This is a genomic window from Marinovum sedimenti (genome assembly GCF_054052205.1).
The window spans coordinates 2,915,372-2,941,116 of record NZ_CM133223.1; the positions used below are offsets into that span (position 1 = coordinate 2,915,372).

The 25,745-nt window shown below is 62.1% G+C and carries 30 protein-coding genes and 2 tRNA genes; 20 read left to right on the forward strand and 12 right to left on the reverse strand.

All coding sequences use genetic code 11. From position 1 onward, the window contains the following. The first annotated feature begins 43 nt into the window (after positions 1 to 43). The 13 genes from ACW9UO_RS13950 to ACW9UO_RS14010 all read left to right on the forward strand — a co-directional run bounded on the left by ACW9UO_RS13950 (position 44) and on the right by ACW9UO_RS14010 (position 11,223). Positions 44 to 688: a DUF998 domain-containing protein gene (locus tag ACW9UO_RS13950; RefSeq protein ID WP_457086396.1), complete on the forward strand. Its 645-nt coding sequence runs from the start codon at positions 44 to 46 to the stop codon at positions 686 to 688. After that, positions 678 to 1,196, forward strand: coding sequence for a DUF421 domain-containing protein (locus tag ACW9UO_RS13955; RefSeq protein ID WP_457086397.1), 519 nt, complete (start codon positions 678 to 680; stop codon positions 1,194 to 1,196). Before ACW9UO_RS13950 ends, ACW9UO_RS13955 begins: the two co-directional genes overlap by 11 nt. Before the next feature lie 60 nt (positions 1,197 to 1,256). Then, positions 1,257 to 1,970 carry a tRNA (guanosine(46)-N7)-methyltransferase TrmB gene (gene trmB, locus ACW9UO_RS13960; RefSeq protein WP_457086398.1) on the forward strand — a complete coding sequence of 238 codons (714 nt, stop codon included), beginning with the start codon at positions 1,257 to 1,259 and terminating at the stop codon, positions 1,968 to 1,970. 114 nt (positions 1,971 to 2,084) lie between these two features. Beyond that, positions 2,085 to 3,434 (forward strand): 3-phosphoshikimate 1-carboxyvinyltransferase, encoded by a 1,350-nt coding sequence (gene aroA / locus ACW9UO_RS13965; protein WP_457086399.1) that lies wholly within the window; start codon positions 2,085 to 2,087, stop codon positions 3,432 to 3,434. Positions 3,435 to 3,437: 3 nt separating this feature from the next. Then, a complete protein-coding gene (locus tag ACW9UO_RS13970) occupies positions 3,438 to 3,959 on the forward strand; it encodes a hypothetical protein (RefSeq protein WP_457086400.1) in 522 nt (173 codons plus the stop codon). Between the two features lie 99 nt (positions 3,960 to 4,058). Then, positions 4,059 to 4,706 (forward strand): (d)CMP kinase, encoded by a 648-nt coding sequence (locus ACW9UO_RS13975; RefSeq protein ID WP_457086401.1) that lies wholly within the window; start codon positions 4,059 to 4,061, stop codon positions 4,704 to 4,706. A gap of 2 nt (positions 4,707 to 4,708) precedes the next feature. Beyond that, complete coding sequence (locus tag ACW9UO_RS13980) at positions 4,709 to 5,701, forward strand: aldo/keto reductase (protein ID WP_457086402.1); 993 nt, start codon at positions 4,709 to 4,711, stop codon at positions 5,699 to 5,701. 4 nt (positions 5,702 to 5,705) lie between these two features. Next, positions 5,706 to 6,788: a glycosyltransferase family protein gene (locus tag ACW9UO_RS13985; protein ID WP_457086403.1), complete on the forward strand. Its 1,083-nt coding sequence runs from the start codon at positions 5,706 to 5,708 to the stop codon at positions 6,786 to 6,788. Between the two features lie 236 nt (positions 6,789 to 7,024). Continuing rightward, positions 7,025 to 8,704, forward strand: a complete 1,680-nt coding sequence (gene rpsA, locus ACW9UO_RS13990; protein ID WP_457086404.1) for a 30S ribosomal protein S1 — start codon at positions 7,025 to 7,027, stop codon at positions 8,702 to 8,704. A 305-nt stretch (positions 8,705 to 9,009) separates the two neighbouring features. Further along, positions 9,010 to 9,291, forward strand: a complete 282-nt coding sequence (gene ihfB, locus ACW9UO_RS13995) for an integration host factor subunit beta (RefSeq protein WP_457088661.1) — start codon at positions 9,010 to 9,012, stop codon at positions 9,289 to 9,291. Between the two features lie 9 nt (positions 9,292 to 9,300). Next, positions 9,301 to 9,651 carry a LapA family protein gene (locus ACW9UO_RS14000; protein ID WP_457086405.1) on the forward strand — a complete coding sequence of 117 codons (351 nt, stop codon included), beginning with the start codon at positions 9,301 to 9,303 and terminating at the stop codon, positions 9,649 to 9,651. A 12-nt stretch (positions 9,652 to 9,663) separates the two neighbouring features. After that, positions 9,664 to 10,332, forward strand: coding sequence for a phosphoribosylanthranilate isomerase (locus ACW9UO_RS14005; protein ID WP_457086406.1), 669 nt, complete (start codon positions 9,664 to 9,666; stop codon positions 10,330 to 10,332). Between the two features lie 270 nt (positions 10,333 to 10,602). Further along, on the forward strand, positions 10,603 to 11,223 hold the full coding sequence (locus ACW9UO_RS14010) for a hypothetical protein (protein WP_457086407.1): 621 nt from the start codon (positions 10,603 to 10,605) through the stop codon (positions 11,221 to 11,223). 112 nt (positions 11,224 to 11,335) lie between these two features. Here the strand turns inward: ACW9UO_RS14010 and ACW9UO_RS14015 are convergent, their stop codons facing one another. Genes ACW9UO_RS14015 through ACW9UO_RS14025 form a run of 3 tightly spaced genes read right to left on the reverse strand, consistent with a single transcriptional unit; the run spans position 11,336 to position 13,686 of the window. Continuing rightward, complete coding sequence (locus tag ACW9UO_RS14015) at positions 11,336 to 12,007, reverse strand: class I SAM-dependent methyltransferase (RefSeq protein ID WP_457086408.1); 672 nt, start codon at positions 12,005 to 12,007, stop codon at positions 11,336 to 11,338. Continuing rightward, the gene (locus ACW9UO_RS14020; RefSeq protein ID WP_457086409.1) at positions 12,004 to 12,990 is read right to left on the reverse strand and encodes an NAD(P)H-quinone oxidoreductase; all 987 of its coding nucleotides are present in this window, start codon (positions 12,988 to 12,990) and stop codon (positions 12,004 to 12,006) included. Before ACW9UO_RS14020 ends, ACW9UO_RS14015 begins: the two co-directional genes overlap by 4 nt. Before the next feature lie 9 nt (positions 12,991 to 12,999). Continuing rightward, on the reverse strand, positions 13,000 to 13,686 hold the full coding sequence (locus ACW9UO_RS14025) for a COQ9 family protein (RefSeq protein ID WP_457086410.1): 687 nt from the start codon (positions 13,684 to 13,686) through the stop codon (positions 13,000 to 13,002). Positions 13,687 to 13,801: 115 nt separating this feature from the next. On the opposite strand from ACW9UO_RS14025, the gene rpsU reads away from it, so the two are divergent. Next, positions 13,802 to 14,008 carry a 30S ribosomal protein S21 gene (rpsU, locus tag ACW9UO_RS14030; RefSeq protein ID WP_008207378.1) on the forward strand — a complete coding sequence of 69 codons (207 nt, stop codon included), beginning with the start codon at positions 13,802 to 13,804 and terminating at the stop codon, positions 14,006 to 14,008. A 223-nt stretch (positions 14,009 to 14,231) separates the two neighbouring features. Here rpsU and ACW9UO_RS14035 read toward each other — a convergent pair whose 3' ends face one another. The 4 genes from ACW9UO_RS14035 to ACW9UO_RS14050 all read right to left on the reverse strand — a co-directional run bounded on the left by ACW9UO_RS14035 (position 14,232) and on the right by ACW9UO_RS14050 (position 16,720). Next, complete coding sequence (locus ACW9UO_RS14035) at positions 14,232 to 14,852, reverse strand: hypothetical protein (protein WP_457086411.1); 621 nt, start codon at positions 14,850 to 14,852, stop codon at positions 14,232 to 14,234. A 397-nt stretch (positions 14,853 to 15,249) separates the two neighbouring features. After that, entirely contained in the window at positions 15,250 to 15,486 is a 237-nt protein-coding gene (locus ACW9UO_RS14040) for a hypothetical protein (RefSeq protein ID WP_457086412.1), read from the reverse strand. Positions 15,487 to 15,544: 58 nt separating this feature from the next. Then, positions 15,545 to 15,781 (reverse strand): hypothetical protein, encoded by a 237-nt coding sequence (locus ACW9UO_RS14045; RefSeq protein WP_457086413.1) that lies wholly within the window; start codon positions 15,779 to 15,781, stop codon positions 15,545 to 15,547. Positions 15,782 to 16,486: 705 nt separating this feature from the next. After that, the gene (locus ACW9UO_RS14050; RefSeq protein WP_457086414.1) at positions 16,487 to 16,720 is read right to left on the reverse strand and encodes a hypothetical protein; all 234 of its coding nucleotides are present in this window, start codon (positions 16,718 to 16,720) and stop codon (positions 16,487 to 16,489) included. Positions 16,721 to 17,192: 472 nt separating this feature from the next. Between ACW9UO_RS14050 and ACW9UO_RS14055 the strand changes: the two genes are divergently transcribed. After that, a tRNA-Trp gene (locus ACW9UO_RS14055) sits at positions 17,193 to 17,268 on the forward strand. Positions 17,269 to 17,374: 106 nt separating this feature from the next. Here the strand turns inward: ACW9UO_RS14055 and ACW9UO_RS14060 are convergent. The 4 genes from ACW9UO_RS14060 to ACW9UO_RS14075 all read right to left on the reverse strand — a co-directional run bounded on the left by ACW9UO_RS14060 (position 17,375) and on the right by ACW9UO_RS14075 (position 21,146). Beyond that, a complete protein-coding gene (locus tag ACW9UO_RS14060) occupies positions 17,375 to 17,734 on the reverse strand; it encodes a hypothetical protein (protein ID WP_457086415.1) in 360 nt (119 codons plus the stop codon). Positions 17,735 to 17,827: 93 nt separating this feature from the next. After that, positions 17,828 to 18,418, reverse strand: a complete 591-nt coding sequence (locus ACW9UO_RS14065; RefSeq protein ID WP_457086416.1) for a hypothetical protein — start codon at positions 18,416 to 18,418, stop codon at positions 17,828 to 17,830. Between the two features lie 10 nt (positions 18,419 to 18,428). Then, entirely contained in the window at positions 18,429 to 20,678 is a 2,250-nt protein-coding gene (locus ACW9UO_RS14070) for a xanthine dehydrogenase family protein molybdopterin-binding subunit (protein ID WP_457086417.1), read from the reverse strand. A 3-nt stretch (positions 20,679 to 20,681) separates the two neighbouring features. Further along, positions 20,682 to 21,146, reverse strand: a complete 465-nt coding sequence (locus ACW9UO_RS14075; RefSeq protein WP_457086418.1) for a (2Fe-2S)-binding protein — start codon at positions 21,144 to 21,146, stop codon at positions 20,682 to 20,684. A gap of 344 nt (positions 21,147 to 21,490) precedes the next feature. On the opposite strand from ACW9UO_RS14075, the gene ltnD reads away from it, so the two are divergent. The 4 genes from ltnD to ACW9UO_RS14095 are packed head-to-tail and all read left to right on the forward strand — an operon-like array spanning position 21,491 to position 25,072. Beyond that, positions 21,491 to 22,399 (forward strand): L-threonate dehydrogenase, encoded by a 909-nt coding sequence (gene ltnD / locus ACW9UO_RS14080; RefSeq protein WP_457086419.1) that lies wholly within the window; start codon positions 21,491 to 21,493, stop codon positions 22,397 to 22,399. Next, positions 22,396 to 23,664, forward strand: a complete 1,269-nt coding sequence (otnK, locus tag ACW9UO_RS14085; protein ID WP_457086420.1) for a 3-oxo-tetronate kinase — start codon at positions 22,396 to 22,398, stop codon at positions 23,662 to 23,664. The genes ltnD and otnK overlap by 4 nt, the downstream gene beginning before the upstream one ends. Further along, a complete protein-coding gene (gene otnC, locus ACW9UO_RS14090; RefSeq protein WP_457086421.1) occupies positions 23,661 to 24,311 on the forward strand; it encodes a 3-oxo-tetronate 4-phosphate decarboxylase in 651 nt (216 codons plus the stop codon). The genes otnK and otnC overlap by 4 nt, the downstream gene beginning before the upstream one ends. After that, complete coding sequence (locus tag ACW9UO_RS14095) at positions 24,308 to 25,072, forward strand: hydroxypyruvate isomerase family protein (protein ID WP_457086422.1); 765 nt, start codon at positions 24,308 to 24,310, stop codon at positions 25,070 to 25,072. The genes otnC and ACW9UO_RS14095 overlap by 4 nt, the downstream gene beginning before the upstream one ends. A gap of 178 nt (positions 25,073 to 25,250) precedes the next feature. Here the strand turns inward: ACW9UO_RS14095 and ACW9UO_RS14100 are convergent. Continuing rightward, a tRNA-Thr gene (locus ACW9UO_RS14100) sits at positions 25,251 to 25,325 on the reverse strand. 244 nt (positions 25,326 to 25,569) lie between these two features. Here ACW9UO_RS14100 and ACW9UO_RS14105 point away from each other — a divergent pair. Next, positions 25,570 to 25,740 (forward strand): hypothetical protein, encoded by a 171-nt coding sequence (locus ACW9UO_RS14105; protein WP_457086423.1) that lies wholly within the window; start codon positions 25,570 to 25,572, stop codon positions 25,738 to 25,740. Positions 25,741 to 25,745 lie beyond the last annotated feature (5 nt).

The window sequence follows — 25,745 nt, forward strand, 5'->3', positions numbered from 1 at the left end:
CGGCGGCGGTTGCTGCCTGGCGTGACAGTGACAGGGTGCCCCCATGAACCGACAAATCGAGACAGCAGCCAACCAGACGCGGGCCAAAGCGGGGTTCACCCTGTGTCTGGCCCTCAGCGCGGCAATCGGCTGTGCGATCTTTGTGGTTTCTATCCTGATCGCGGATGTCGTGGTGCCGAATCACGACTGGATCGCCGACACGATCAGCGATCTCGGGGCCGGGCGGTATGAATTCATCGTTGACATCGGCATCTACGCCTTTGCGGCGGCCTTGATCTGTGTCGCCCTGCTTGGCGCGCATGTGCATCTGGGTGGCACCGGGTGGAGCCTTGGGGTGATCGGGCTGGCTCTGGGAGGATTGATCGTGTTCTTGATCGGCGCGCGCAATGAATATGGCGACAATGACAGTGATGGCGTCGTGATCCACATTTACCTCGTCTACGCGCTTGGGGTGCTGTTTGCCGCGGTCCCCTTGCTGATGCGCCACGGTGCAAAGCGGGTGAGCGTCGCGCATGCACGGGCCCTTGTCGGGTTGGCCGTTCTCTGGATCATTTCGGCCCCGATCTTCCTGTTTCTGCCGACCGGAATAGACGGAGTTTATGAACGGTATCTGGGGATCATTGCGATGGGCATCGTTCTTGCGCTGGCCCATCTGATACATAAGGGGAGGTTCGCCAATGTTTGTTGACTCTGCGCCGCTTGATCTGGTGTTGCGCGCTATTGTCTTGGCGGCTTTGGCAATGGCTTGGGTCATTCTTGTCGTGCGGGTGGTCGGCTTGCGCGCCTTTTCCAAGATGACCGCGTTTGACTTCGTTGCCACGGTGGCGATCGGCTCGCTGTTGGCCGGGGCGTCACAAGCGGCGGAGTGGGAGGAGTTTCTGCAACCTGTGCTGGCGATTTCGGCCTTGCTGGGGGTGCAATATACTGTCGCCCGCCTGCGCAAGACCTCGGATATGATCGAACATGCGGTGCAAAACACCCCGGTCCTGCTGATGCGCGAGGGGGTGATCCTTGACGAAGCCCTGCGCGCGACGCGGGTCTCGGAGGCGGATTTGCTGGCAAAGCTGCGCGAGGCGAATGTTTGCGATTTCGCCGAGGTCCGCGCGGTGGTGCTCGAGACCACCGGCGATATCTCGGTTCTGCACGGCAATCACCTGTCGGCGGCGCTGCTTGACGGCGTGCATCGCGTCGATTGAGGCGGCAAGCGGCGCAACCCCCGTTGCGCCCTTGCGCCAGCCCGGCTACACCCGCGCCCCATGAGCGAAACAAATCACCCCTCCGGCGCCCCGTGGCGCAATTTCTATGGCCGGTTCAAAGGCAAGGGCCTGCGCAAGTCGCAGGAACGCCTTCTTGACGAAGACCTGAGCGCGCTGTCGCCCGGCTCTGTTGGCTGGGACGAAAACCCCGAGCGCACCCCGCTGGACGTTGAGGCGCTGTTTGGCACCCGGGATCTTTGGCTTGAGATCGGCTTTGGCGGCGGTGAACATCTGGTGCATCAGGCGGCGCAAAACCCGCAGGTCGGCATCATCGGGGCCGAGCCCTATATAAACGGTGTCGCCATGCTGTTGGGCAAGGTGCGCGCGGCGGGCGTTGACAACCTGCGCATCCATCCCGGCGATGCGCGCGATCTGTTTGATGTGCTCGCCCCCGCTTCGGTGTCGAAGGCATTTCTGCTGTACCCTGACCCCTGGCCCAAAACCCGCCACCACCGCCGCCGCTTTGTGACGCCCGAGCATCTTGAACCGCTGTCGGCGCTGTTAAAGCCGGGTGCCGAGTTTCGCGTGGCCACCGACATTCCCGATTACGTCCGTCAGACTTTGGAGCAGGTGCCGCGGCACGGGTTCGAATGGACGGCTGAACACCCGGATGACTGGCGCACCCCGTGGGAGGATTGGATTTCCACCCGCTATGAGCAAAAGGCCCTGCGCGAGGGCCGGGTGCCGCATTACCTGACGTTTCGCAAGACCTGAGCGCGCTGCGGCGGCGCAGGTCGCGGATGCAGTGCGCCCATAAGACAACCAATATGGACGCGTCCCGGCCCCCTTGCTAAGAGGGCTGTGAGCGATAACAAAGGATTTCCGCCTATGTCCGGCCACGGCACGCCCATTCCGATGATTTCCACTCCTTGCGGCCCGCTGTCCGGCGTGGCCGAAGTGCCCGGCGACAAGTCGATCTCGCACCGTTCGTTGATCCTTGGCGCAATGGCAGTCGGGGAAACGGTTGTGACCGGGTTGCTTGAGGGCGAAGACGTGCTCGACACGGCCAAGGCGATGCGCGCCTTTGGGGCCGAGGTGACGCGGGATGAGGATGGCACATGGCATGTGCACGGCGTCGGCGTTGGCGGATTTTGCGAGCCGGATCAAGTGATTGACTGCGGCAACTCGGGCACCGGCGTGCGGCTGATCATGGGCGCTGCGGCGACCTCGCCGATTTCGGTGACGTTCACTGGCGACGCCAGCCTCAATTCTCGGCCGATGGCGCGGGTGACAGACCCGTTGGCGCTGTTTGGCACGCAGGCGGTTGGGCGCAAGGGTGGGCGGTTGCCGATGACCTTGGTGGGCGCCGAGAACCCGGTGCCGGTGCGCTATGTGGTGCCGGTGCCCTCGGCGCAGGTGAAATCGGCGGTGCTTTTGGCCGGGCTGAACGCGCCGGGCCAGACCGTGGTGATCGAGAAAGAGGCCACCCGCGACCACACCGAACGGATGCTGGCGGGTTTTGGCGCGACCATCACCACCGAAGAAACCGACGAGGGCCGGGTGATCACCCTGACCGGCCAGCCCGAGTTGAAGCCGCAGGTGATTGCCGTGCCGCGCGATCCGTCCTCGGCAGCCTTTCCGGTGTGTGCCGCGCTGATCACGCCCGGCTCAGACGTGTTGGTGCCCGGTATCGGGCTGAACCCGACACGCGCCGGGCTGTTCACCACGCTCAAGGAAATGGGCGCGGACCTGACCTATGAAAACCTGCGCGAAGAGGGCGGCGAGCCTGTTGCCGATCTGCGCGCGAAATACTCGCCCGATATGAAGGGCATTGATGTGCCGCCCGCGCGGGCCGCGTCGATGATCGACGAATATCCGGTGCTGTCGGTGGTGGCGGCCAATGCGACCGGCGTGACCAACATGACCGGCGTCAAGGAACTCCGCGTCAAGGAAAGTGACCGGATCGAGGCGATGGCCAGCGGGCTGCGTGCCTGTGGTGTGGCGGTTGAGGACGGCCCGGACTGGTGGCGTGTCGAGGGCAAAGGGCCGGGCACGGCCAAGGGCGGCGCGACCTGCGTCAGCCATTTGGATCACCGCATTGCCATGTCGTTCATGGTGCTCGGCATGTCGACGCAAGAGCCGGTGCGGGTGGATGACGGCACGCCGATTGCCACCTCGTTCCCGATTTTCGAGCCGCTGATGGCGCAACTGGGCGCAGATATTCAACGCGAAGGATAGGCCGTGACACAGTCCCGCCTGAGCCTATTGTTCTGGGTTTTCTTCGCTCTGGCGGGGGCGCTGTATCTGGCGATTGTGCTTTGGTCCTTGCCGAGGGTGATGGCCGAAGCCGGCGGGGCGATGCCGTTCGACTTGCGGCCCGGCGGATATGATCTGGAACAGGCGCGCGGCTTTCTGATGGCGCTGAGCGATGCGGGCCGGGCGTTTTACCTTGGCACGCAGCACTGGCTTGATACCGCCTATCCGCCGCTGCTTGCGGTGTCCATCGCGCTGGGCGCGCGGCTTTTGTTCCGGCTCTCGGTGGCGCGGGTGGTGACGCTGTTTGCCGTCATCGGCATGGTGGCGGATCTCTACGAGAATCATCTGGTGGCAGAGCTGTTGCGTGGCACCCCGGCGGACCCCGACCCGGCACTGGTGATGCGGGCAAGCATGGCGACGCTGATCAAATCCATTGCAACCACCATCGGACTTTCGGCGTTAAGCTATGGCGCGCTGCGGGCAGTGTGGCGGCGCTGGCGCGGTTGACGCTGCGTGACTTGGTGACAGGTTTTACATCCGCCGGGCATTGGCTAACCTGCGAGTCCAATTTCGCCGCACGCGGCGATGCAAAGGAACGGGATATTTATGGCATTCACCATTGCGGTCGACGGGCCAGCGGCCTCGGGTAAGGGCACGATTTCCAAAGCGCTGGCGCGGGAGATGGGGTTTGCCCATCTCGACACCGGTCTGCTGTACCGAGCTGTCGGGCGGCAGGTGCTTGACGGGACGGACCCTTTGAAAGCCGCGCTGGCCCTGACCGCCGAGGCGCTGGACGACCCAAGCCTGCGCACCCCCGAAGTGGCGCAGGCCGCATCGAAAGTGGCGGTGCTGGCCGAGGTGCGCGGTGCATTGGTCGATTTCCAGCGGGCCTTTGCACGGCGCGATGGCGGCGCGGTGCTGGATGGGCGCGATATTGGCACGGTGATCTGTCCGGAGGCCGAAACCAAGCTATATGTCACCGCAAGCGCCGAAGTTCGGGCCGAACGGCGGTTTCTGGAGCTGAGCGGCAAGGGGGTTGAGACCACATTCGACACCGTTTTGGCCGATGTGCGCACGCGCGATGAGCGTGACATGGGCCGGGCCGAGGCTCCGCTAAGACCGGCGGAGGATGCGGTGCAGATCGACACCACGACGATGTCGATTGAGGATGCCTTTGCCGCAGCGCTGAAAGTTGTGCGCGACAGGCAGGGTATCGGGCAGGGTGCTGGGCAAACCAATGGGCAGGGGAATTGACCATGCAGACGCGTAAAATCGCCGGAACGGATGTTTCGGCTATGGGTGTCGGCGCGATGTCATTCGCCGAGTTCTATGGTCCCACGACCGAGGAAAACTCTTGGGCGGTGCTTGATGCGGCGGTCGAATTGGGCGTCTCGCATATCGATACCTCGAATGTCTACGGCATGGGCCGGTCGGAAAACGCGATTGGCGCTTACTTAAAGCGTAACCCCGGCGCGCGGGACGGCTTTCATATTGCCACCAAGGCCGGGATCACCCGTGACGGCGATGGCAACCGCGTCTTTGACAATTCCCCGGCGCATCTTGAGGCCGAACTGGACCAAAGCCTTGGCCGGATGGGGATCGAGGCGGTCGATCTGTTTTACGTCCATCGGCGCGAACAGGACCGGCCAATTGAAGAAGTTACCGAAACGCTGGCCGCGATGATCCGCAAGGGCAAGATCAAGGCGTTTGGCTTTTCCGAGATCGCGCCGTCCTCGCTGCGGCGTGCCTGTGCGGTGGCCCCGGTGGCGGCGGTGCAATCAGAATATTCGCTGGCGACGCGCGCGCCGGAACTTGGGCTGGTGCAGGAATGCGCGCTGCAAGACACGGCATTGGTGGCCTTTTCTCCTGTGGGTCGCGCGTATCTGACCGATACTCCGGTGGATCTGGCGCGGGCGACAACGCTGGATTTCATGAAGGCAAACCCAAGGTTTCAAGCGCCCAATTACGCGGCCAACATTGCCGCCACCGACCGGTTGCGCGCGCTTGCGGCGGACTGGGGTGAACCTGCGGCGGCGCTGGCGATTGGCTGGCTGCTGGCGCAAGGCGATCACGTCATCCCGATTCCCGGCACCCGCTCGGTTGCGCATTTTCGCGAATGCGTGCGGGGCACAGAGGTTGAGCTGTCGTCGGATGATCTTATCCGGATTGAAGAAGCCTTGCCGCTGGGCTGGGCCCATGGCGACCGTTACGGCGCCGCGCAATATGTCGGACCCGAGAGGTACTGCTGAACCGATGACTGGAATTTTCGCCTCACTTGCCCTGCCGGGCCATATGCAGCGCAACTCTGTCCTTTCGGAACGGTATCATCCTGACGGCTATCTGGAGGCGCTGGACCGCGAGACCCTGTGGTATGACGCGATCTGGTGTGAGGGGCGGCTTTCGCTGATCTGCCCGCCGTTGAACAATTTCCGCGCGGCGTTTCGCAAATCCGTGTTCCGTGCCGATGACACCCCGATCAAACTGCGCCGATTGCGCCGCTATGCCCGCCACGAGGTTGCGGAATTCGATGTGCCCAAGTGCCCGGCGCAGGTCTCGGTTTTGTTGAACGGATGGACCGGCACAAGCGGGGTCAGCAAGAGCGAACCGGAGATGTTTGCCGGGCTGAACACCGCGTTCCTGATGTCGAAAGACAACCCGCTGGAGTGGCTCGTCACCCACGCCCGCTATCACCACGAGGCGCATGGGCTTGAGGCGTTGATCGTTATGGACAACGGCTCGACCAGCTATAGCCGCGATGACATTCGCGCCGCGCTGGGTGAGGTCGGGTTGACCAAACTGCTGGTGCTGGATGTGCCGTTCAAATACGGCCCGGTTGGCAAAAAGCCCTATCGGCGCACCGAGAAATACATGCAAACCGCGCTGTTCAACGTGTTGCGATTGCGGTTCTTGGGGCAGGCGCGGGCGGTGCTGAATTGCGACGTCGACGAATTGATCGTGACCAAGGGGCCAAGCGTGTTTGATGCGGCCTGTGCCTCGCGCATCGGGTTGGCGCAGATTGCCGGGCATTGGGTCTATCCCGCGCCGGGCAAGGAGGGGCCGTTCAGCCACGCCGATCACAGCCATACCGGCGCGCCGCCCAAACCCTGCCCGCCCAAATGGTGCCTTGCCCCTGCTGGGCGACTTGGCGGGTTTTCCTGGGATGTGCATGGGCTGGAACGGCTGCCGTTTCTGCGCCGTCGCACCCATGCCGCGCTGTCGTTTCTGCATTGCCGAAGCCTGACAACCGGGTGGAAAAGCATGAAACGCGATCAGGTGCCCGAAGATACAGTGCCCGATCCCGAGGCAGCGCAAGCGGCGCGGTATTTGCCAGACTGAGGCGAAGGCCGCGAACCCCTTGATTGCTGAGCCAGACAGGCGTATAGACGCCCCGTCGACAAGGCGGTTAACGCCGCGAACAAGAGATCGAGCAGGGTCGGGGATTTCTACCGGCCCTCTTTGTTTTGCGGATGGCTTTGCGACCAAACCGTTCCGCAGTATGCGGGCACCAACTAAGACCGGTGGAGACAACCACCCGGCCAGTATAGTGACTTGAAAAAGGAAATTCACGCCAGATGGCAGATACAACGATGGAGGAATTCGAAGCCCTCCTGAACGAAAGCTTCGAAATGGACACGCCCGAAGAGGGGTCTGTTGTCAAAGGTAAGGTCATCGCGATCGAAGCGGGCCAAGCCATTATCGACGTCGGCTACAAGATGGAAGGCCGTGTCGAGCTTAAAGAATTCGCAAATCCCGGCGAAGCCCCTGAAATCGCTGTCGGCGACGAAGTCGAAGTGTTTCTGCGCTCGGCCGAGAACTCGCGTGGCGAAGCCGTCATTTCCCGCGAAATGGCCCGCCGCGAAGAAGCCTGGGATCGTCTCGAAAAAGCTTATGCTGACGACCAGCGCGTCGAAGGCGCGATCTTTGGCCGTGTCAAAGGTGGCTTTACTGTCGATCTCGGCGGTGCCGTGGCCTTCTTGCCTGGTAGCCAGGTTGACGTGCGCCCCGTGCGTGACGCTGGCCCGCTGATGGGTCTTAAGCAGCCGTTCCAGATTCTGAAAATGGACCGTCGCCGTGGCAACATCGTTGTGTCGCGCCGCGCCATCCTTGAAGAATCGCGTGCCGAACAGCGTGCCGAAGTCATCGCCAACCTGGCCGAAGGCCAAGCGGTTGACGGTGTGGTCAAGAACATCACTGAATACGGCGCATTCGTCGACCTCGGCGGTGTGGACGGCCTGCTGCACGTTACAGACATGGCATGGCGTCGGGTCAACCACCCCTCCGAGATCCTGTCGATCGGCGAAACCGTCAAGGTTCAGGTCATCAAGATCAACAAAGAGACTCACCGTATCTCTCTCGGCATGAAGCAGCTGCAGGAAGATCCGTGGGATCTGGTTGCTGCCAAGTACCCGCTGGAATCGAGCCATCAGGGCCGCGTCACCAACATCACCGATTACGGTGCGTTCGTGGAGCTGGAACCGGGTGTCGAAGGTCTCGTTCACGTCTCGGAAATGTCCTGGACCAAAAAGAACGTACACCCCGGCAAGATCGTTTCGACCTCGCAAGAAGTCGAAGTCATGGTGCTGGAAATCGATCAGGCCAAACGTCGTGTGTCGCTCGGTCTCAAGCAGACCATGCGCAACCCATGGGAAGTCTTTGCTGAAACCCACCCTGAGGGCACTCAGGTGGAAGGCGAAGTCAAGAACATCACCGAATTCGGTCTGTTCGTTGGTCTCCCCGGCGAAATCGACGGCATGGTGCACCTTTCGGATCTGTCCTGGGACGAACGTGGCGAAGAAGCCATCCAGAACTACCGCAAGGGCGACATGGTCGAGGCCGTTGTTTCGGAAGTCGACATCGAGAAAGAGCGCATTTCGCTCTCGATCAAGAACGTTGGCGGCGACAAGTTCGCTGACGCGATTGGCGGCGTGAAGCGTGGCTCGATCGTGACTGTCGAAGTGACCGCAATCGAAGATGGCGGGATCGAAGTGGAATTTGAGGGCATGAAGTCCTTTATCCGCCGCTCCGATCTGGCGCGTGACCGTGCCGAACAGCGCCCCGAGCGCTTCTCGGTTGGCAACAAGCTCGACGTGCGTGTGACCAACGTTGACAGCAAGACCCGTCGTCTTGGCCTGTCGATCAAGGCACGCGAAATCGCCGAAGAGAAAGAAGCAGTGGAACAGTACGGTTCGTCCGACTCCGGTGCATCGCTCGGCGATATCCTTGGCGCAGCCCTCAAAGGCGGCGACGAGTAAGCCAACGGCTTGTGAAAATTGGAAAGCCCCGGTGCGCTGCGCCGGGGCTTTTTGCTGTCCAAAGCCTGCCGCGCAGAGCCTGAACCGCGCCGAATCAAACCCGCGCCTGGCACCCGCCAGAGGCCGGGATTGGCACCGCTCGGGCGCGATTGCCCGCATTTTGCCCGCCCCAACGCGAAAAAAGCGCTAAATTTCAGGCGGTTTGCCGCTTTCACCCGGTAACGGCTGTTTCCGTGGCGCGACATTGTTCCTATAGTCTTCTTACAATAATGGACGCGCGAACCAGTTCAGGGGGGATGGCGCATATGATCAGATCAGAGCTGATCCAGAAACTTGCGGATGAAAACCCACATCTTTATCAACGGGATGTGGAGCGTATCGTGAACACGATCTTCGAAGAGATCACCGACGCCATGGCGCGCGGTGATCGGGTCGAGCTTCGTGGCTTTGGTGCCTTCTCGGTGAAAAAACGCGACTCGCGTACCGGTCGAAACCCACGCACGGGCGAGGCCGTCGATGTAGATGAAAAGCATGTGCCGTTCTTCAAGACCGGCAAGCTGCTGCGCGATCGCCTGAACGGAAAGTAAACAGTACCTATGCGCTATATCAAATATGCGTTCCTCGCGATTGTCGCCTTGGCGATTGTCGCGGTGGCCGTGGCGAACCGCGGGATCGTCACACTCAAACTCTTGCCTGTGGGTCTGTCCGAACTGGCGGGCGTCAATCAATCGATCACGCTGCCGCTGTTTGCCGTGATCATCATTGGCGTTGCGGCGGGGCTGTTGATCGGCTTCGTCTGGGAATGGCTGCGCGAGTTCAAACAGCGCGCCGAAAGTGCCCGCAAGGACGCCGAGATCAAGCAGCTCAAACGCGAGCTGCGCCGGTTGAAGGCGGAAAAACACGAAGGCAAGGACGAGGTTTTGGCGCTGCTCGACGAAGCCAGCTAAGCCGCGACCTTGATGAGCGAGATAAGAACCAAGATTTGCGGCCTGACCCGGCCGCAAGATGTGGCCGCCGCGGTGCAAGCCGGGGCGACCTATCTTGGTTTCAACTTCTTCCCCAAATCACCCCGTTACGTTGACCCCGCCACCGCGCGGGATTTGGCACTTGAGGTGCCGCCTGGCGTCGCCAAGGTGGTGTTGGTGGTCAATCCCGATGACGATCTGCTGGATGCGATCACTGGCGTTGTGCCGGTCGATATGATCCAGCTGCACGGCAAGGAAACCCCCGAACGGGTGGCCGAGATCAAGGCGCGCTATGGCCTGCCGGTGATCAAGGTGCTGGGGGTGGCGGATGCCGATGATCTGGCCCCGCTCGATACCTATGGCCGGGTGGCTGACCAATTGCTGATTGATGCCAAACCGCCCAAGAACGCGGTGCTGCCCGGTGGCAATGGGCTGACCTTTGATTGGCGGCTGATTGCGGGCCGCCGTTGGCCGGTGCCGTGGATGCTGGCCGGGGGGCTGACCCCTGACAATGTGGCCGAAGCCATCGCCATGACCGGCGCGCGTCAGGTTGACGTTGCCTCGGGTGTGGAGAGCGCGCCGGGCATCAAAGACGCTGCGATGATGGCCGCCTTCGTGGCCGCCGCGACGGGCGCAAAAGCCGCCCCGCCCAAGCTGCGCTAGAGCGTTAAGCGCATTACCTGAAACAACAGGCATTACTTCATGCGTTGAAATCTTTGATTTCAGGCAGTGTGAGGTGATTTCAGGTTTATCGCGCATCGCTTTGGGCCCGATTGCCCTTGGGTAAGGAATACCCGACCGTCTGGAATCCCTGACTTATGTGACGCGGCGTCAAACGGCATGATTGTCTCATGGATAACGCGCCATGTGCTCCCGTTACTTGTTTTATTTCAAAATGTTACGGCGCGGTGTTCTTTTACTCGAGGTGATTTAATGCAAACCCTTTTTAGCACCAACAAAGCGGCAGAGCGCAGGGCGCGTCTTGTAGTCGAGCGTAAACTGCTCTCTGCCGAATTTCCCGGTCTTACGCCCACCCCCGGCGATGTCGCATGGCATTGTGAAAGCTGGGTTCGGATGTGGGTGGATCATTCCTACGTGGTGTTTTCCGCCTGCGGGATGATGTTTGCCCGCCGGGGCGTGACCGACGATAGCCAGATGATTTGGCTAGTCCGTCACATCGAGCGCCCGCTGGCCTTTCATGCAGTGGGCCACGATCCCGAGATGGCGTTCCAGCGCGCCCGCGATGCCTGGGCGCGGTGTGACATGCTGCGCCTGCGCAAGCTGGAAATCCGCGCCCTGTGCCGCGATCTTTTGCTGGGGCGCGAACACTTCGACATCACAGTCGAAGACGCTGCGGCCTCGCCGTTGTCGGCGGTGGAGGTGCGGTCTTTCATGACGCGGATGGGCCTGTCGCGCCGCCGCCGGATATCGGGACGCCTGGCCGCGCTGTTTGCCATCATCGAGCCGCAAGTGGGCGTGGTGATCTGGACCGCACGCGCCCGAAAAGCCCGCCGCGGGGACGCGGCGGACGTTGCGCAGGTCTTGGCCTTGTGAGCCGCTATCGCCTTACGCGAAAAACCTGAAGCACCTAACACTGGCTGAAATCAAAGAGTTCACCGCATTGGGTGGTGCTTGTTGGCTCAGGTCATTTGCGCAACGCTTAAGATCAGAGCGCGCGGGTCATTTCGATCGCCACCGCCTGATCGGAAAACCCGAGGAAACGATAGCTGTCGTCGGGCAAGCTTTCCTGCAACGCCTTGTATTCATGATGGCGCCAGCCGGGATAGCCGTAGAGTTCGTCAAACAGGATCACCGTCCCGGCGCGCAGCCGTGGGCGGATCAGGTCGAGCACAAAGGCGGTGGGCGTATAAGTGTCCATGTCGAAATGCGCCAGCGCAAAGGGCGCATCGCCCTGCGCCGCAAGCCACCCCGGCACCGTGTCCTGCACCCAGCCTTTGACCAGCGTCACATTGGGCCGCACCTCGGGCAGCACGCCATCAAGGTTATAGCGCCCGGTTTCGCCGCCTTTGGCGTGGCCGGTCCAGTCCTCTTCCAGCCCTTCAAAGCTGTCGAAACCGGTCACGGTGCCGCCCGCGTCTTCCAGCATCCGCGCAAACAGGTTCACGCCGTGGCCGCGCCAAACGCCGAACTCGGCGTAAAGCGCATCGGTGCCCTGCGCCAGTATCGCCTGTTTCATGCAATAGCGCCGCAGCATCGCCTTGCGCGGAAACAGCATGGCGTCGGCCATCTGCTCTTGGAAGGTCTCGAAACTGTCGCGCACGGCGTGGTCTTGCAGCAGCGTCAGCGGGGTGATGCGCTCGATTTTGTCTTCGCTCATCCCGCCACCTTCAATACGATTTTGCCGATGTGGCCGCTGGCCTCCATCCTTGTATGGGCTTGCGCCGCGTCCGCGAGGGCAAATTCGCTGTCCATCACCGGAGCAATCTTGCCCGTGTCGAGCAGGGGCCAGACGGTTTCGCGCAGGCTTTCGGCGATCCGCGCCTTGGCCAGATCGGACTGGGGCCGCAGAGTCGAGCCGGTGATTGTGAGCCGGCGCGCCATGACCGGGGCGAAATTGACCTCGGCTTTCGGGCCTTGCAGAAAGGCGATCTGCACCAGACGGCCATCCATCGCCAGCGTTTTCAGGTTGCGCACGATGTAGTCGCCGCCAACCATATCAAGGATGAGATCGGCGCCGCCTTCGGCTTTCATCACCTCGACGAAATCCTCGTCACGGTAGTTGATCGCCCGCTCTGCCCCGAGATCGGTGCAGGCCTTGCACTTATCGGCCGAGCCCGCGGTGGCAAAGACCCGTGCGCCGAAATGGCTGGCCAGTTGGATCGCTGTCGTGCCGATGCCGCTTGATCCGCCGTGGATCAGAAATCGTTCGCCCGCCTGCAAACCGCCGCGTTGGAACACGTTGGACCAGACGGTGAAATAGGTCTCGGGCAGGCAAGCGGCCTCTTTCATCCCCATGCCCGCCGGCACCGGGAGGCAGTGCGCGGCGGGGGTGGCGACGTATTGGGCGTAGCCACCGCCGGGCAGCAGCGCGCAGACCTGATCGCCAATCGACCAGTCGCTGACCCCATCGCCAAGCGCCACAACCTCGCCCGAGGCCTCAAGCCCCGGCAGATCGCTGGCGGTGGGGGGCGGGGCATAGAGGCCCGCGCGTTGCAGCGCATCGGGGCGATTGACCCCGGCCCAGGCCACACGAATCACCACCTCGCCTGCGCGGGGTGTGGGCACCGGGCGCTCGGTCACTTGCAGCACATCCGGTCCGCCGGGGCCGGTGATTTCCACCGCCTGCATCGTCTTGGTCATGAGGTATCCTTAGAGTTTTGGGTTGTGCGAGGTCCATCGGCCCGGCAGATCATCCGCCGGTTTCGGCGCGCGTATCCGCGAGAGCAGCGCATTCGGCCCCGCCATTAGCTTCGACAAAACTGGATTGTCGCGGGTCTGCGCCTTGAGCTTTTCGATCTGCATCACGTTGTCGATCCGCCGGTCGAGAAACTCCCAAGTCGCATGGTGGTCGGGGGTAGTGTCGCCCAGCCAGTACAGCACGGTAGAGCCGTAAACTGCGCTCAAGGTGGCGCGTTTGGTGTACCAGTTCACATCGTCCGAGGTATCGCCCAGCGTAGTCCAGATCGCATCACAAGTGCCCCAGATTGCGCGCGCGCCGTCAGCGGCATGATTTGGCAGCGAAAACAGCGTGGTTCCACGGCGCACCGCTTCTTTGTCTTCAACCGCTTCGAGCCTTGCGCGGACGGCAAAGGCGATCCGGTCACGAAAGCGCATCGCGCCGAGCACAGCGGTCTGCAACCGCGCCACCATCGCCGCGTCGCCGCGCGCGTGAAACGCCAGCGCAAGGTCAACGGCACCGCGCGGGCACAGCGCACGCGCGACGGTTTCGTTGACGCCGCTTTCGGCAATCGCGGCGCGGAACGTGGCATCGCTCCAGCCATCAAAGGCCACATGGGGCAGGGCGGCGTTCAGTAATTTTTCCTTCGGGTCGGTCATGGATCATGCCTCCTTGGGCGGTTTGATCGGATACTAGACAAGTGACGGTCCCTTTGCTATATGGCCACTTCCTGCAAATCCTTGCAACTCAACTTAGAAAGGTGGTGAAAACCACATGCAGGTTAGTGTTCGCGACAACAATGTCGATCAGGCGCTTCGTGCCCTGAAGAAAAAGCTGCAGCGTGAAGGCGTCTTCCGCGAAATGAAGCTCAAGCAACATTTCGAGAAGCCGTCCGAGAAAAAAGCGCGCGAGAAAGCTGAAGCGATCCGCCGTGCCCGGAAACTGGCGCGTAAGAAAGCCCAGCGCGAAGGTATGCTCTAAGCATATCCAGCTTTGGACACAGAATAAGACGACCCCCGGGCAGCCGCTTCGGGGGTTTGTCGTTTTTGGGGGGTCCGTTTTATCGGTCGGGGGTTCAAAGCCGGTGAAACGGCTTGCCCAACGGCCGCGCATAAAAGGGGCCGCCAAACGACAAAGGACCGGCCCTGTTGGACCGGCCCTTATCATCAACCTGACTGCAAACTGCAGCCGGGTCTCCGCTAGATTACATGCCGAGCATGGCTTTCACGGTGTCACGAGTCTCGCTGGAGTTTTCACCCGAGCTGATCTCGTTCAGGATCGCAGCGATTCTCTCGTTACCGGCGTTGAGCAGGTCGTTCATGGTCACTTCCGGAACAATCTGCTGGATGGTCACCAGATTGCTTTCGTTGGCAAAATCGGCTGTGGCCATACCGCCACCCACGCTGGTTTCAAACATCGCAGCAACCGCTTCACGCTTTTCGCTCTCGCTGTCGCCACCCGAGATGATGGCGAGCATGGAGGCAACGGCTTCGTCGCCCATTGCGGCCAGATCGGCCAGAGTGGCGTCGGGAGCGTAGGCTTGGATGGTCACCAGGTTCGATTCGTTCACGTAATCGCTGGTCGACATCGCGGCGTTTGTCGGCTCAAGCGATGCTTGAACGGCTTGGCGGATATCGCTTTCCGACTCGCCCGAGTTGATTTGCAGCAGGATGCTTGCAACCACAGAGTCGCCAGCCGCGTCCAATTCGGCCATCGTAACGTCGGGCGCGTATTGCTGGATTGCGGTCAGTTCAGCTTGGGTTGCAGCGGTTGCAGCTGTGGCGCTCATGAGTACAAATGCGCTTACGTGCAGAAAATTTTTCATTGTTTGTCCTTTCAGATCATGCGGCCAATACGGCCCTTATTTTCGTCAGCGACCATTCCGGTGCCGCTTGAAGACACAACAACGTTGAGGCGTATTCCGTTCCCATCCGGGGCGGTGACAAAACGGTGAACGACGGGAGATTGCCGGGAGTAGATCGCGCGCTAAGGGTGCTTAAGTTACTGATATTGCGGTGAAGTTAATTCCGTTTATTTCCATTCAATCCAATAGAGATCAACGGATCGGGCCGAAATAGGTGTGAATTCATTTTCGAAAGCGCATTTCGGGGCGGACTAAAGCTCGTTTGCCCTGCCTTAAAACATAGAAGACCGGCCTTGATGGCCGGTCTTTGTGTAATGAACCCGCAGGATAATCCCGCGAGACATATTCGATGGGGCGTTTACCGGCCCGAGCCGACCAAAGCGCGCACGGTTGTGCGGATCTCACCTTGGCTGCCACCGGCGCTGGCGGCGTTCAAAGCGGCGAGGATTTTCTCGTCGGACAGGTTCGACAGGTCAGCGTTGGGCGCATACTGATGGATCGCTGCGGCGTTGGCCGTGGTGTCCAGGGTGGTGGCCGACGCGAGGGTTGCGGTGCCAGCGATTGCGAGAGCGGCGATTGCGAGGATGTTTTTCATAGTAGTGGTCCTTAAACTTGGGGGAGTGCGTTGAGGGGAGGGGAGGGGAGGGCGGCGCTTACCGGCCCGAGCCAACCAACGCACGAACGGTTGTGCGGATTTCACCTTGGCTGCCACCGGCGCTGGCTGCGCTCAGAGCGGCGAGGATTTTCTCGTCGGACAGGTTCGACAGGTCAGCGTTGGGCGCGTACTGGTGGATCGCTGCCGCATTGGCCGTGGTGTCCAGCGTGGTGGCCGACGCGAGGGTTGCGGTGCCTGCGATTGCGAGAGCGGCGATTGCGATGATCTTTTTCATGGGTCGTGTACCTTTTCTAATAGTATGCCCGTGGGGCGGATTTCTGTGTGTCGGTGATTGCCTCCGACAACAGCTATTTGGGTGTAAAACCCGGCGGCCTCAAATCACGCTAATGCTCACGAAAGCTCACGCTGTTGTGGGCTTGAAGTTGAGGGAAATGCTTCCGTGGCGTCCGAAAACCCTTTGTTTTATATGAATTTTGACGCGCGGCACGGCGATGACGCCGTGCAAAAATCGTAAGCCGGGATCGTGTGACAGAGGCTCAACATCTTTTGTGCATTCATGCACATCGAAATTTGAAATCAAACTCACGGCGCGGTGACGCGCAGGGTGCACTTCGCATGCCGATGCGACCCGAATTGAGCAAGTGTCCCAGGGTAAGTCCGACTCGCACAGCGAGTCTGAACGACTCTGCTGTACCTACTCCCGAACGGGGACTTCCGGATCGTGCGGGGTTGGGATGTGGGAAGGGCGGGAGGCCGTCACAGATAAAGCTGTTTGATCGTAACGGCGGGGTCAGGCGGCAGATCACCCGCCGGAAAGCCCCCGCGCAGGTTATGCCTGCGTATCTGTCGTGTAAATTGTCGCACACATTGAGTCTACGCGCGATGCGGTCCTGAAACTGGAAAACCGGCCCGAAAGCCGGTTTTCGCGAACGCTGCACCACGCAACCTGTGCGGCACCATCACCGATGGCCGTCAGATCTCAGCGTTGATTGAGGAAACCGCGAACGGCCCGGCGTACCTCATTCTCGTGGCTGCTGCTGCTGATGATGGTCAACAGCATGTGGACTTCTTCATGGCTGAGAGACGAGAGGTCCGTGCCCGCCGGTGCGTAATTCATGATCGGCTGTCTGTCGTTATGGTCGTACTGCTGGGCAGATGCGGTCGAGCCAGCCCCTGCCAGAACGAGAGCGACGATTGCGATAATCCTTGTCATTGTTTGTTCCTTTGTTTGAAATTATTGCCCTGTCGGGCGTTGGCGTCAGATCGAAGATCGCGTCCAACGTGGAAATGTATCGTGGATACGGTCACTGAGTGGCAAAGAGCCTGCGCCTATCGTTTGCACTAAGCAAATCACGCAAAATCGGTTGCGAATTCACGGGAACGTTATCTTGAATGTGAGCACGCTTTGCCCGCCTCCTGTTGAGGGAGGGTTTTATCGTTTGGTTTCGGCTCACGGTTTCGAGAGCCGCCGCGACGATTTCGGGATCACAGGTGACGTTGCGTAAGATGCAACAAATCTTGTGCTGTCGGTCCTGCCAAAATTCACGCGTATTTCACGAATGCCCCCCCCCGGTAATCCGCCTTATTCTCCGCTCCGTCCCAGAAAAAACGCAGGCAACTATGGGTGAGTCGCAAAATCGGGGTTGCGTTCGATTTGGTCGGGTAGTATCCGATCACCCGGCCTTAGGGGTATAGCTCAGTTGGTAGAGCGACGGTCTCCAAAACCGTAGGCCCACGGTTCGAGCCCGTGTGCCCCTGCCATTTCCTTCCAAATATGCAATTCGAGGTCTACGCCGTGCGGCGTAGAGCGGCGATGCAGCTTCATCGCTGTGCATGGATACGGCTGGCCGTGGGGGCATCGCAGCGGTCAGGCTTGGGCGGTCTCTGGATCGGTGGCTTTTCTGGCCCAGAGCAGGGGAAAGAGAACCGCGGCGGCCACAAGGTTGACGGCGACAAGCGCCCAGAAGAGGCCCGCCATCGCGCCAAAGGTCTCCATCGCCCCGCCGAGTGCAAAGGAGAGTTCGAACATCATGGCAAGCAGGGCCGGGTAGGCGCACCATCGCCATGCGCGCAGCAGGCCAAGCCCCAAAAGCGCCCAAAGCACCGCCGCGATGATCGACGCCCCGCCATAGGCCGCAGGGGAAAGTGCTGCGATCGGCAGATGCAGCCCGGCGGAGAGGAACATCAACGTTGCGGCAGCGGTGTAGGTGCGTTCATCTCGTGTCATCGAAGCGTCCTTTCAGGTGCGGGCAGCCTTAGATTTGCAGGCGGGCGTCAGTCTTGCGGGCAGGGTTGCCCGGCGGTGCCCCAGGCCAAAACGTCATCCATATGGGCTTGCAATGTATACGGCGCCGGGGGGGCGCGCGCCGCCGGGGTTCCAGCCCCATAGGACAAAGCCGCGATGACCGGCGTCTTCGATCAAATGCTCGGCCAGTCCCATCCAGTCGCGCCCGCCGGTACGGTCAGGGTCGGACAGTTGGGCGCAAATCTCGGCGGGGCTCTTGGCGAACCATTCAAATTCCACCGGGGCCAGTTGCCAATCCAAGGCGGCATGCGGCGGCGCGTTGGGGTCGCTGCGCAGATCGTCCGAGGTGCGGTGACAGGTGGAGCACAAAAGCGTTTCGGCCCCGATCCGGCTGTCGCCCGCGTTGATGTTCATACCGTGGGGCCGGGCGGGGCCGTCGCTGCCGCCGTACCACATCGGGATATTGTCGGCCCCGGTGTGGCAGTTGGCGCAGCGCGGGTGGCTCACCACCTCATAGATCCGGGCGAAGGCGGCAAGGCCCTCAGCCGCGCTCACCGAGCCTTCGGCCGGGGCGTTGATCGTGGCGGGGGCTTCACCTTCGGCCCCAGCAAGGGTTGCCAGCGCGAGGGCGGAGATCGTCATGGATGTCAGGAAAGCGGGTTGCATCTGCATCTCCTCAAACGAAATCGATGTGTTTGTTGAGCGGCAATTCGCGAATGCGCTGGCCGGTGGCGGCAAAGATCGCATTGGCCAGGGCGGGGGCGGCGGGGGGAACACCCGGCTCGCCGATGCCACGGATCTTGGCGGCATTGCTCAGCGCCTTGACCTCAATTTCAGGCGTCTGATACAGCCGCATCCCCTCATAAGCGTGGTAATTGTCCTGCTGTGCGGCGTGGCCCTCATAGGTCATCTCGCAATTCATCGCGTGACCGAGGCCAAAGATCACCCCGCCGTACACCTGCGCCTCAAGGTTCACCGGATCAAGCACCTCGCCCACGTCAACCGCCACAAAAACCTTGTCGATCTTGATGCCCCGGTCGGTGTTGGTCACCTCGATCACCTGCGCCACCGGCACCCCGAACGACATGCAGAACGCCACGCCGCGCCCGCGACCAGCGCCCAAAGACGGCCCGTCCCAGCCCGACATCTCGCCCACGGCCTCGAGCACCTTGCGCGAGGTGTCATCAAGGCACAGCCGGATGCGTTCGGCCAGCGGGTCGGCCCCGGCGGCATGGGCCAGCTCGTCAAGGAAACAGTCGTGCAGAAAGCCATTGCCCGACGCCCCGACCGAGCGCCACGACGACACCGGCACCATGGCTGGCGCGCGGTATCCGGTGACGCGGTAGTTGGGGATGGCAAAGGGCTGGTCCCACGAGCCTTGGGTGATCGAGGCGTCCGGGCCGGGGATTGTCATCCCCATCAGGCGGCCAAACAACTCGGGCATCACCGCCGATTGCGCGACGGAGAGGTCAAAGGTGTCGATCTTGCCATCCACCACCCGCCCGCGCGCCCGCGATACGGCGGCGGGGCGGACATAGTCATGCGTCATGTCCTCTTCGCGGCTCCAGGTGAGCTTGACCGGCGTGCCCTTCATCGTGAGCGCGATTTCGACGGCCTGTTCGACATAGGTCATCTCAAGCTTGTGGCCAAAGCTGCCGCCCATCGGCTGGACATGGACCAAGACGTTTTCAGCCGCCAGCCCGGTCATCGCCGCCGCTTTGTTGCGGATGAACAGCGGGATCTGGGTGCCGGTCCAGATCTCGCAGGTTTCCTCGGTGACGCGCACAACGGCGTTCATCGGCTCCATCGGCGCATGGGCGAGATAGGGAATGCGATACGACGCCCCGATCACATCGCCCTTGGCCAGCGCCGCATCAACATCGCCTTCGTTGCGCTGGCGGTGGTCATAGGCGTCGGGGGTGTCGACCGTGGCCTCGAGCGTTGCGAAAATCTCGGCAGAGGTGGCGGGATAGGCGGGGGCGGCCCATTCGATATCAATCGCTTCGGCGGCCTTGAAGGCAACCCAGGTGTTGCGCGCAATCACCGCGACCCCATGCGCCACCGGCAAGACCTTTTGCACGCCGGGCATTGCTTCGGCGGCGCTGGTGTCCATCGAGAGGACATCGCCGCCAATGCCGGGATTGGCGCGCACGGTGGCATGCACCATGCCGTCAAACGCCAGATCGATGCCATAGACTTCGGTGCCGGTGCATTTGGCGGCCATATCGGTGCGCTGTGCAGGTTTGCCCAGACGGGTCCAGTCGGACGACGGGCGCAGGGTGACATCGTGGACCGGGTCAATCTTGGCGGCCTCGGCGGCAAGGTCGGTATAGGCGATGCGCGTGCCATCGGGCAGGATCACATGGCCCTCTGCGGTGCTCAGCGCGCTGCGCTGTACGCCCATGCGCTGCGCCGCCGCCTCTTTCAGCGTTTCGCGGGCGACGGCCCCGGCCATGCGCATCCGCACATAGCCATCGGGCACGGTCGACGATCCACCGGTCAGTTGCAGTTCCAAAAGCTTGGCGGGCAGCGCCATGAAACTGCGCATCGCCTCGGCCACCGCATTTTGATCATAGGCCGGGAAGGGCACGCCTTCTTCGAGCAGGACGCCATTATAATAGGCCGGTCCCGGAAGTCCGGGGCTGAGCGTCGCGGTCGCCGGATCAATATCGAGCTCTTCGGCAATCAGCGCGGCCTGCATGGAATAGGCCCCCTGTCCGCTGTCGGCGCGCGGGGTGATCAGGGTGATGCCGGTGCTGTCAATCTTGACGTAAGGCGTGATCGCGGCCTCGCCCTCGGCCAGGGTATCAAGCAGCGGATTGGGGATGGGTTTCTTGGCAAGGTAGGTGCCAAAGGCCACGCCGCCGGCAACAGCCGCCGAGCCGATCAGAAAGGTGCGACGGGTGATCGTGCGCAATGTGCCCATCGCTCAGGCCCCCTGCTTTTCAATCGCCAGCCGGATCGCGGCGCGGATGCGGGGATAGGTGCCACAGCGGCACAGATTGCCCGACATCACTGCGTCAATCTCGTCGTCAGTGGGGTCGGGGTTGTCGGACAGCATCGAGGCCGCCTGCATGATCTGACCGGACTGGCAGTAGCCGCATTGCGCCACCTGCGTTTCGATCCACGCCTGTTGTACCGGGTGGGGGGCATCGGGGGTGCCAAGGCCTTCGATGGTGGTCACTTGCGCTCCGTCCAATTCGCGCGCCTCGACCTGACAAGACCGGACCGCGACGCCATCAAGATGCACGGTGCAGGCCCCGCATTGCGCAATGCCACAACCGTATTTCGTGCCGGTCAGGCCGATCTCGTCGCGCAAGATCCACAACAGTGGCATATCCTCGGGCACATCGACGGATCGCTCGGTGCCATTCACGCGAAAACTTGCCTGCATTGTTAACTCTCCACTCGGTCACACCCTGACTGTGGCCAAGGGTAAAGGGTTGTGCGGCAAGCGCCACTCGCAAATTATGCAGGTGTTGAAACCTGCGGTGTGTCCCGCAAATTGTCAGCGTTTTAAGGCCCGGCCCCGGATGGGCTGGCGCTTTGGCAGGGGGCTGGCCCGACGGGGTGCGGATGACATGGCCACGAGAGGCCCGGATTTCAATCTGTTCCGCTGCGTTCCGGCCCTTTGTCCGCGTCCGCACAGCGGCGGGCTCTCCACTGGGTTTCGCGCGTTTGCCGGTTGCACAACGGCACGCGTCGGGGAATGGTGGCGCAAACAGAATTGGGGGTATCATGACAGAGATTTCAAAGGTTGGATTCATCGGGCTCGGCTCGATGGGGTATGGGATGGCGGCGTCGGCATTGCGCGGCGGGCTGCGGGTTTGGGGCGCGGATATCAATCCGGATCAAGTGGCCAAGCTGCGCGGTGAGGGTGGCGAAGACAGCGACCTCGCGGGGGCCGCCGCCGAGCTTGACGTCGTGGCGGTTGTGGTGCTGAACGCGGCGCAAACCGAAACGGTGCTGTTTGGCGAGGGCGCGATTGTGCCCAAGATGCGCCGGGGCGCGGTTGTGCTCGGCTGTGCGACAGTGCCGCCCGAGTTTGCCCGCGACATGGCGCAGCGCTGCGCCGAACATGGGGTGATTTACCTTGATGCGCCGATTTCCGGCGGCACCCGTGGGGCCAACAGCGGCCAGCTGTCGATCATGGCGTCGGGTGCGGCCGAGGGCTTTGTGACCGCGCGGCCTTTGCTGGATGCGATCTCCAAAAAGGTGTTTGAGCTGGGCGAAGAGCCGGGCGCGGGCAGCGCAATGAAAGCGGTCAACCAACTGCTTGTCGGGGTGCAGATCGCAGCGATGGCCGAGGCGATGACCTTTGGCATGACCCAAGGCGTGACGCCCGAAAAGTTCCTTGAGGTGATCCCGCAATGCGCGGGCACCAGCTGGGCGCTTGAGGACCGTGGGCCGCATATTGCCGAGGGCGATTACGCGCCCAAAAGTGTGGTGAACATCTGGCCCAAGGATCTGGGCATCGTGCTTGATATCGCCCGCAGCGCCCAGTTCAGCGCGCCGCTGACAGCCGCCGCCATGCAGCAATACCTTGCGGCGGCGGGCATGGGGCTGGGGCTGCAGGACGACGCGGCGGTGGCCAAGGTCTATGCCCGCAACGCCGGGCTGACCCTGCCGGGTGAGGACCGCGAATGACCACCGTACTAGGCTGTATTGCCGATGATTTCACCGGGGCGACCGATCTTGCGGGGCTTTTGGCGCGCAGCGGCGTGCGGGTGTCGCTGCGGATGGGCGTGCCGTCCGAACCGCCGCAGGAAACCGCCGCGTTTGAGGTGATTGCCCTGAAATGCCGCACCGCGCCGGTGGCCGATGCGGTGGCGGAATGCCGTGCCGCGCTAAAGTGGTTGCGGGCGGCCGGGGCCGAGCGGTTCTTTTGGAAATATTGCTCTACCTTTGACAGCACCGCCGAGGGCAACATCGGCCCGGTCGCCGAGGCGCTGATGGCGGATCTGGGCACTGACCAGACGATCTATTGCCCGGCGTTTCCGGAAAACGGCCGGTCGATCTTTATGGGCAACCTGTTTGTCGGCCAACAGCCGCTGGCGGAAAGCCCGATGAAGGATCACCCGCTGACCCCGATGCGCGACAGCAATCTGATGCGGCTGTTGCAGCCGCAGGTGACGCGCCCGGTGGGGCTGGCCGATCGGTTGTGCGTGGCGCAGGGCGTTAAGGCGCTGGGCGATCGGTTGGCCGAGCTACGTACCGAGGGCGTGGCGCATGTGGTCGTTGATGCGGTGGCGAACGATGATCTGGCTGTGATCGCCGAGGCCTGCCGCGACATGGTGCTGATGACCGGGGGCAGCGCCGTCGCGATGCCTCTGCCGGCGCTGTATCTGGCGGATGGCACGCTGTCGGCGGATGCACCCAAGGCCGCGACACCCGCGCTGGCCGATGAGACCATCCTGCTGTCGGGCAGCTGTTCGCAGATGACCAACCGGCAGGTGGCCGACTACCTTGCGACCGGCGCGGCGGGCTTCCAGCTTGATCCGCTGGACTTGGCAAACAACGGCCCTGCGGCGGCGCTTGATTGGCTGGCGCAGCAGGACATGCGCGCCGCGCCGCTGATCTATGCCACTGCCACCCCCGAGAGCGTCAAGGCGGCGCAGGCCAAGCTTGGCGTCGCGCGCGCCGGTGAGATCGTCGAAGAGGCGCTGGCCGCCTGTGCCGTTGCCGCCCGCGATCACGGCGCACGCCGTTTTGTGGTGGCCGGGGGCGAAAGCTCGGGCGCGGTGACGCGGGCGCTGGGCGTGACGCAGCTTGATATCGGGGCCGAGATCGCGCCTGGCGTGCCCTGGACCTTTTGCCACTCGGGTGGCCACCAGATCGCGCTGACGCTGAAATCGGGCAATTTCGGCGCGCCGGGGTTCTTCTCGGACGCGCAATCGGCCCTGACGGCATGAGCGCGGAGGCGCATCTGCGCGACCAGATCTGCCTGTTGGCGCGGTCGATGTTCGACAGGGGGCTGACCGGCGGCAGCACCGGCAATATCTCGGCCCGGACCGAAGATGGCGGGCTACTTGTCAGCCCCACCGGCACCAGTTTCGGCAGGCTCGACCCCGCGCGCCTAAGCCGTTTCGACCGCAAGGGCCAACATATCGACGGCGACCAACCGACGAAGGAAATGCCGCTGCATTCGGCGTTTTACGACACGCGCAGCAGCGCCGGGGCGGTGGTGCATTTGCATTCGTGCCATTCGGTGGCGCTGTCGATGATGCCCGATGCCGATGCTGACAATTTCCTGCCGCCGCTCACGCCTTATGGCATCATGAAACTGGGCCGGGTCAAGCTGTTGCCGTTTTTCCTGCCCGGTGATCCGGCGATGGGTGACGCAGTGCGGGGCTTGGCGGGCAAACGCAGCGCGGTGATGTTGGCCAATCACGGCCCGGTGGTGGCAGGCAAGGACATCGAAGCCGCCTGCAATGCCATCGAAGAGCTGGAAGACACGGCGCGCTTGGCGATGATGACACGGGGCCTGTCGCCCCGCATGCTAAGCGAGGCCCAGGTGCGCGGGCTGGTGCGCAAATTTGATGTGGAGTGGGATGAATGAAGTTTTCGGCCAATCTTGGATTTCTGTGGGCTGACAGGCCTTTGCCTGATGCTATCCGTGCCGCCAAAGCGGCGGGGTTCGACGCGGTTGAATGCCATTGGCCTTATGATGTGCCCGCCGAAGAGGTGAAGGCGGCGCTGGAGGAGACCGGATTGCCCTTGCTGGGGCTCAACACCCGGCGCGGCGATCTTGCGGCCAAGGAAAACGGGCTGTCGGCGCTTCCTCTGCGCGAGTCCGATGCGCGGGCGGCGATTGACGAGGCGCTGCACTACGCCAACATCACCGGCACGCCCAAGGTGCATGTGATGGCCGGGTTTTCGCGTGGCACCGCCGCCAATCAGGCGTTTATCGGCAACCTGCGCTATGCTTGTGACCGCGCGGCCAAGCTTGGCAAGACGATCCTGATCGAGCCGCTCAACAGCTATGACGCGCCGGGGTATTTCTTGACCACCACGTCGCAGGCTTTGATGGTGATGGATGCGGTCGGGGCCACCAACCTCAAGCTGATGTTTGATTGCTATCATGTGCAGTTGATGGAGGGGGATCTGAGCAACCGGATCGAAAAGCTGCTGCCCCGGATCGGGCATATTCAGTTTGCATCCGTCCCAGGGCGCGGCGCGCCGGATCAGGGCGAGATAAACTACGCCCACATCTTTGATTTGATTACCCGTCTGAATTACGGCGGCCCCTTGGGTGCCGAGTACAAACCCGGCGGCGACACCGAAGCGACCCTGGGCTGGATGCAAACGCTGCGCCGCTGACTGAGCGCACCCCGGCGATGGCCCCGGATTCTTGGGGCTGTTGTCGGGGGGACTTGCTTGAGGCTGGTTATATGAGGACGGTTAGCCTCTCGACTCAGGGGCTTTGGCGCTGACGAAACCCGTAGTCGAGCCATCAGCGGGCGCGTAGATATGATAATCGCAGTGACCGGGAGGGAGATGGTGCTGTGAGAGAGGATTGAACTCTCGACCTCACCCTTACCAAGGGTGTGCTCTACCACTGAGCTACCACAGCATCTCGTTTTCCAGACTGCTAACCCAGGCGTTACCCTGATGCAAGCGGGCTCTGAAAAAACCCTTTCGTTTCAGCCACCTTCGCCCGAAAAGCCTGTCCTTATCCAAGGACCGCTCCACCTCTGGGCCAAGGCCGCGCCGTCTGTCGTGACGGACCGTCTTGGTGTGGCGGGTGATTAGACGCAATCGCGCAGCAGTGCAAGGGCAATCTGGACCCTTTTTTGCTCTTGCGATACCACGGGCGCATGACCCGTGATAGCGACACCGGAAGAACCGGCAAAAAGCCCCGTAAAGATGACCGCGAAGCCCGGCTGAAAGCCGCGCTGAAAGCCAATATGGGGCGCAGGAAGGCGCAGGCCCGTGCAAGGGCCGAGCAAACCGATGCGCCTGATGACAAGAATGAGAAGAAGGACTAAAGAGG